At 54.8% G+C, this 5,744-nt stretch carries 7 protein-coding genes; 5 read left to right on the top strand and 2 right to left on the bottom strand.

The features are described 5' to 3' along the window. Positions 1-52: 52 nt before the first annotated feature. Entirely contained in the window at positions 53-1,597 is a 1,545-nt protein-coding gene (gene gpmM, locus ACRCWW_RS21515) for a 2,3-bisphosphoglycerate-independent phosphoglycerate mutase (protein WP_438684221.1), read from the bottom strand. A gap of 247 nt (positions 1,598-1,844) precedes the next feature. Between gpmM and ACRCWW_RS21510 the strand changes: the two genes are divergently transcribed. From ACRCWW_RS21510 to cysE, 5 genes are all read left to right on the top strand, one after another. Beyond that, a complete protein-coding gene (locus ACRCWW_RS21510; RefSeq protein ID WP_330984724.1) occupies positions 1,845-2,276 on the top strand; it encodes a rhodanese-like domain-containing protein in 432 nt (143 codons plus the stop codon). A 17-nt stretch (positions 2,277-2,293) separates the two neighbouring features. Further along, a complete protein-coding gene (gene grxC, locus ACRCWW_RS21505) occupies positions 2,294-2,545 on the top strand; it encodes a glutaredoxin 3 (protein WP_404656588.1) in 252 nt (83 codons plus the stop codon). Positions 2,546-2,564: 19 nt separating this feature from the next. Next, entirely contained in the window at positions 2,565-3,032 is a 468-nt protein-coding gene (gene secB / locus ACRCWW_RS21500; RefSeq protein ID WP_330984726.1) for a protein-export chaperone SecB, read from the top strand. Beyond that, the gene (gene gpsA, locus ACRCWW_RS21495; protein WP_438684220.1) at positions 3,032-4,051 is read left to right on the top strand and encodes an NAD(P)H-dependent glycerol-3-phosphate dehydrogenase; all 1,020 of its coding nucleotides are present in this window, start codon (positions 3,032-3,034) and stop codon (positions 4,049-4,051) included. Before secB ends, gpsA begins: the two co-directional genes overlap by 1 nt. Before the next feature lie 79 nt (positions 4,052-4,130). Next, the gene (gene cysE / locus ACRCWW_RS21490) at positions 4,131-4,952 is read left to right on the top strand and encodes a serine O-acetyltransferase (RefSeq protein ID WP_404656590.1); all 822 of its coding nucleotides are present in this window, start codon (positions 4,131-4,133) and stop codon (positions 4,950-4,952) included. Positions 4,953-5,029: 77 nt separating this feature from the next. On the opposite strand, the gene trmL is transcribed toward cysE, so the two are convergent. Beyond that, entirely contained in the window at positions 5,030-5,503 is a 474-nt protein-coding gene (trmL, locus tag ACRCWW_RS21485) for a tRNA (uridine(34)/cytosine(34)/5-carboxymethylaminomethyluridine(34)-2'-O)-methyltransferase TrmL (protein ID WP_438684219.1), read from the bottom strand. Between the last annotated feature and the right edge of the window lie 241 nt (positions 5,504-5,744).

Here is a 5,744-nt window from a genome sequence, read left to right as displayed (position 1 = left end):
CCGTCGCGATCCATGTATTTGAAAAAATCGCCTTTCCCCTCATGGGGAGGGATTATTCCACGATGAACAGCGGCTTGCCAGTCATCTCTTGCGGGATTTCCATCCCCATCAGCGTCAGCATGGTCGGTGCGATATCAGAGAGCTTACCGCCTTCAACCGCTTTCACCGCTTTGCCGCCAACGTAGATCAGCGGAACCGGCAGGTTGGTGTGCGCGGTGTGCGCCTGGCCGGTGGACGGGTCGCGCATTTGCTCGGCGTTGCCGTGGTCTGCGGTGATCAGCAGCTGGCCGCCAACGGATTCGACAGCCTTGCTCACTTCATCAATGCAGTGATCCAGCGCTTCGATAGCTTTTACTGCCGCTTCCATCACGCCGGTATGGCCGACCATATCGCCGTTCGGATAGTTACAGATAATGGCGTCGAATTTGCCGCCTTTGATCGCACCAACCAGTTTTTCGGTCAGCTCCGCAGAGCTCATTTCTGGCTGCAGATCGTAGGTCGCGACTTTCGGGGAGTTAATCAGAATGCGTTCTTCACCTGCGAACGACTCTTCTACGCCGCCGTTGAAGAAGAAGGTGACGTGTGCATATTTCTCGGTTTCAGAAATGCGCAGCTGCGTTTTGTCGTTCTTCGCCATCCACTCACCAAAGGTGTTCTCGAGAGAAGCCGGTGGGTATGCGCAAGGAGCATCGATATCTGCCGCGTATTGGGTCAGCATGATGTAGTCGAGATTGACCACTTTCTTACGCGCGAAGCCGTCAAAGCCTTTGTCCACGAAAGCACGGGTGATTTCACGAGCACGGTCGGCACGGAAGTTCATGAAGATCAGCGCATCGCCGTCTTCCATGGCTGCGTCAGCCTGGCCTTCAGCGCGGATAACGGTCGCTTTCACGAATTCGTCGTTTTCGTCGCGAGCATAGGCGGCTTCCAGACCTTCCACTGCGGTGTTGAACTGGAATTCACCTTTCGCCAGCGTCATCAGGTCATAGGCCTGCTCAACGCGATCCCAGCGGTTGTCACGGTCCATCGCGAAGTAACGACCTACGATAGACGCTACGCGGCCTTTGCCCAGCGCGGCGAATTTCTCTTCAAAGGTTGCCAGAGAGGATTTTGCGCTACGTGGCGGAGTATCGCGGCCATCGAGGAAGGCGTGCAGGTAGATTTTTTCAGCACCGCGCTGCGCCGCCAGTTCTACCATTGCCAGGATGTGGTCTTCGTGGCTGTGAACGCCACCGGCAGACAGCAGGCCCATGATGTGAACGGCTTTGCCAGCGGCAACCGCTTTATCAACCGCACCCGCCAGCACGCTGTTTTCAAAGAACGTACGTTCTTTAATTTCGACGTCCAGACGCGTCAGGTCCTGATACACGATACGGCCCGCGCCCAGGTTGACGTGACCCACTTCGGAGTTACCCATCTGGCGGTCTGGCAGACCGACTTCCAGGCCGGAGGCGTCAATCAGCGTGTGGGGGCGCTTGGCCCACAGGGCATCCATGACCGGCGTTTTCGCGTTGAAAATCGCGTTATCCTGCTGGTCTTCGCGGTAGCCGTAGCCATCCAGAATCACCAGTACCATCGGTTTTTTAGTATCAGACATTGCGACAACCTCTATGCTCACAAGATAAAAAATTTGCGTAATTTTACTACAGCTGAATCGATAAATCTGCCTCGGAAGATCAAAGATCGGGTCCGGCTGGCGGTAAGTTTGGTTATTTTTGCTCTTATTTTTTCGTTTCAGGCCGCAGAAAATGGATTAGCTTATGTCCGCGTGCTGTATTTGCACAAACGCACAGGTATACTCCTTTCCTGAATTTTAATCACTGAGTCGGGAGTTATTACCCCCCATGCAAGAAATTATGCAATTTGTGAGTCGCCACCCTATCCTGAGCATTGCCTGGGTTGGCTTACTGGCAGCCGTTCTGTTCACGACATTCAAAGGGTTAACCTCGAAAATTAAGGTGATCACCCGTGGCGAAGCGACCCGTCTTATCAACAAAGAAGAGGCGGTGGTGGTGGATTTACGTCAGCGTGACGATTTCCGTAAAGGCCATATCGCGGGGTCGATTAACCTGCTGCCGACTGAAATCAAAGCCAATAACCTCGGTGAGCTTGAAAAGCATAAAGATAAACCCATCATTGTTGTTGATGGTTCTGGTATGCAGGCACAGGATCCGGCCACTGCACTGAATAAAGCGGGCTTTGAGCGCGTGTTTGTTCTGAAAGAAGGTGTTGCTGGCTGGAGCGGTGAAAACCTGCCGCTGGTTCGTGGTAAGTAATTATCTGAGGTAACGTTATGGCCAATATCGAGATCTACACCAAAGCAACTTGTCCGTTCTGCCACCGCGCAAAAGCGTTGCTGAACGAAAAAGGCGTCAGTTTCCAGGAGTTACCCATTGATGGTAACGCGGCGAAGCGCGAAGAGATGATTGAACGTAGTGGCCGCACCACGGTGCCGCAGATTTTTATTGATGCACAGCACATTGGCGGCTGTGACGACTTGTATGCACTTGATGCACGTGGTGGACTTGATCCCCTGCTGAAATAACCCTTTTAAGGACAAAAAGATGTCAGAACAAAACAACCCAGAAATGACTTTCCAGATCCAGCGCATCTACACCAAAGACGTTTCCTTTGAAGCGCCAAATGCGCCACATGTTTTCCAGAAAGACTGGCAGCCAGAGGTTAAACTTGATCTGGATACGGCTTCTACCCAACTGGCTGAAGGCGTATACGAAGTCGTACTGCGTGTGACCGTTACCGCGTCTCTGGGTGAAGAAACCGCGTTCCTGTGTGAAGTTCAGCAGGGCGGCATTTTCTCCATCGAAGGCATCGACGGTAACCAGATGGCGCATTGCCTGGGTGCATACTGCCCGAACATCCTGTTCCCGTATGCTCGCGAATGCATCACCAGCCTGGTGGGTCGCGGTACATTCCCGCAACTGAACCTTGCGCCAGTGAACTTTGATGCGCTGTTCATGAACTATCTGCAGCAGCAGGCTGGCGAAGGTGCTGAACAACATCAGGATGCCTGATGAACGCACGTAAAGCTGCAATGACTGTGATCGGTGCCGGTTCGTACGGCACCGCTCTTGCCATCACCCTGGCAAGAAACGGGCACGATGTTGTGCTCTGGGGCCACGACCCAAAACATATCGAGCTGTTGCAACGTGACCGTTGTAATACGGCTTTCCTTCCCGATGTGCCTTTCCCCGATACGCTGCATCTCGAAACCGATCTCGCCAAAGCGTTAGCCGCCAGCCGCGATATTCTGGTCGTCGTGCCAAGCCATGTGTTTGGCGAAGTGCTGCGTCAGCTGAAACCGTTGCTACGTCCTGATGCGCGCCTGGTATGGGCCACAAAAGGGCTGGAAGCAGAAACCGGTCGTTTGCTGCAGGATGTCGCCCGCGAAGCGTTGGGTGAGGCTATCCCGCTGGCGGTGATTTCCGGGCCAACCTTCGCGAAAGAGCTGGCGGCAGGCATGCCAACGGCGATTGCCCTGGCCTCCACCGATCCGCAATTTGCCGATGATTTGCAAAAGCTGCTGCACTGCGGCAAAAGCTTCCGCGTCTACAGCAACCCTGATTTTATCGGTGTGCAGCTGGGTGGGGCGGTGAAAAACGTCATCGCGATTGGCGCAGGCATGTCCGACGGCATTGGCTTTGGCGCCAACGCACGTACGGCGCTGATTACCCGTGGTCTGGCAGAAATGTCACGCCTGGGTGCCGCGTTAGGTGCTGACCCTTCCACCTTTATGGGGATGGCAGGGCTGGGCGATTTAGTGCTGACCTGCACCGACAACCAGTCGCGCAACCGTCGTTTTGGCATGGCGCTTGGCCAGGGCAAAGACGTACAAAGCGCACAGGATGCGATTGGCCAGGTGGTTGAAGGCTACCGCAATACCAAAGAGGTGAGGGCACTTGCCCACCGTTTTGGTGTCGAAATGCCAATAACCGAGGAAATTTATCAGGTATTGTATTGCGGAAAAAACGCGCGCGAGGCAGCATTGACCTTATTAGGTCGCGCCAGCAAGGAAGAGCGCAGCCACCGCTAATCGCAAGGAATCGTTGTTACCTGAATGGCCCGGTCGGCACAGAACTGACCGGCCATTATCATCGCTTCTGGAGTATGCAATGCCGTGTGAAGAACTGGAAATTGTCTGGAACAATATCAAAGCCGAAGCTCGCGCGTTGGCTGACTGCGAGCCCATGCTTGCCAGTTTTTACCACGCCACGCTCCTGAAGCACGAAAACCTGGGCAGCGCGCTGAGCTACATGCTCGCCAATAAGCTTGCCTCCTCAATCATGCCTGCCATCGCGATTCGTGAAGTGGTGGAAGAGGCTTACGCCGCCGACCCGGAAATGATCGCCTCCGCCGCCTGTGATATTCAGGCCGTGCGCACCCGCGACCCGGCAGTCGACAAATACTCCACACCGTTGCTCTATCTGAAAGGGTTCCATGCGCTGCAGGCCTATCGCATCGGCCACTGGCTGTGGAATCAGGGGCGTCGCGCGCTGGCGATTTTCCTGCAAAATCAGGTGTCGGTGACCTTCCAGGTCGACATTCACCCGGCAGCAAAAATTGGCCGGGGGATCATGCTCGACCACGCCACAGGCATCGTGGTGGGGGAAACAGCGGTTATCGAAAACGACGTCTCAATCCTGCAATCCGTGACGCTCGGCGGTACAGGGAAAACCAGCGGCGACCGTCACCCGAAAATTCGCGAAGGGGTGATGATTGGCGCAGGAGCAAAAATTCTCGGCAATATCGAAGTCGGGCGTGGTGCGAAGATTGGGGCGGGTTCTGTCGTCTTACAACCGGTGCCACCGCATACGACAGCAGCAGGTGTGCCAGCGCGTATTGTTGGCAAGCCAGACAGCGATAAACCCGCGATGGATATGGACCAGCACTTCAACGGCATTCACCATACCTTTGAGTTTGGTGACGGCATTTGATTGACTGCCCGGTGGCGCTTACCGGGCCTACGTGGTTTGTAGGCCGGGTCAGGCATAGCCGCCACCCGGCAAACGTATCAACTCCGCAATACCGCACCCGGATAACCCAGCTGACGCCAGGCTTCATACACCACCACTGACACCGCATTGGACAGATTCATGCTGCGGCTGTCTGGCATCATCGGAATACGGATTTTCTGTGATTGCGGCAGGGCATCAAGAATGCTGGCTGGCAGGCCGCGTGTTTCCGGGCCAAACATCAAAAAATCCCCATCCTGATAGCTCACCGCGCTGTGAGCAGGCGTGCCCTTCGTTGTGAGGGCAAACAGGCGCTGAGGCTGTTCGGCTTCAACGAAGGCGGCATAGTCAGCATGGCGCTTCACAGCGGTAAATTCGTGGTAATCCAGCCCGGCCCGGCGCAGACGCTTATCATCCCAGGTAAAACCCATAGGTTCGATGATATGCAGACGAAATCCGGTGTTGGCGCACAGGCGGATGATATTGCCGGTATTCGGCGGGATTTCTGGTTCGAATAAAACGATGTTAAGCATGCTGCCCCCTTAATTGCGCGGGCAGAATAGCAGAAATTTGACTAACCCTCACCCCGGCCCTCTCCCTAAAAGGGAGAGGGAAAAACCATCCCCTCGCCCCTTTGGGTGTACGGTCCGGGGACATCATGAACACTTGTTCGGGGACATGGTAGACACTTACAACTAAGGCATAAGAACCCGTTTATGGAGTCGCTTATGCCCTGGGATGCGAGAGATACCATGTCATTACGTACCGAGTTTG

It is taken from the genome of Scandinavium sp. (assembly GCF_051650185.1).
Classification (GTDB): Bacteria; Pseudomonadota; Gammaproteobacteria; order Enterobacterales; family Enterobacteriaceae; genus Scandinavium.
Note: the sequence above shows the minus strand (reverse complement) of the source record. Positions and strands in the feature narration are given on the sequence as shown.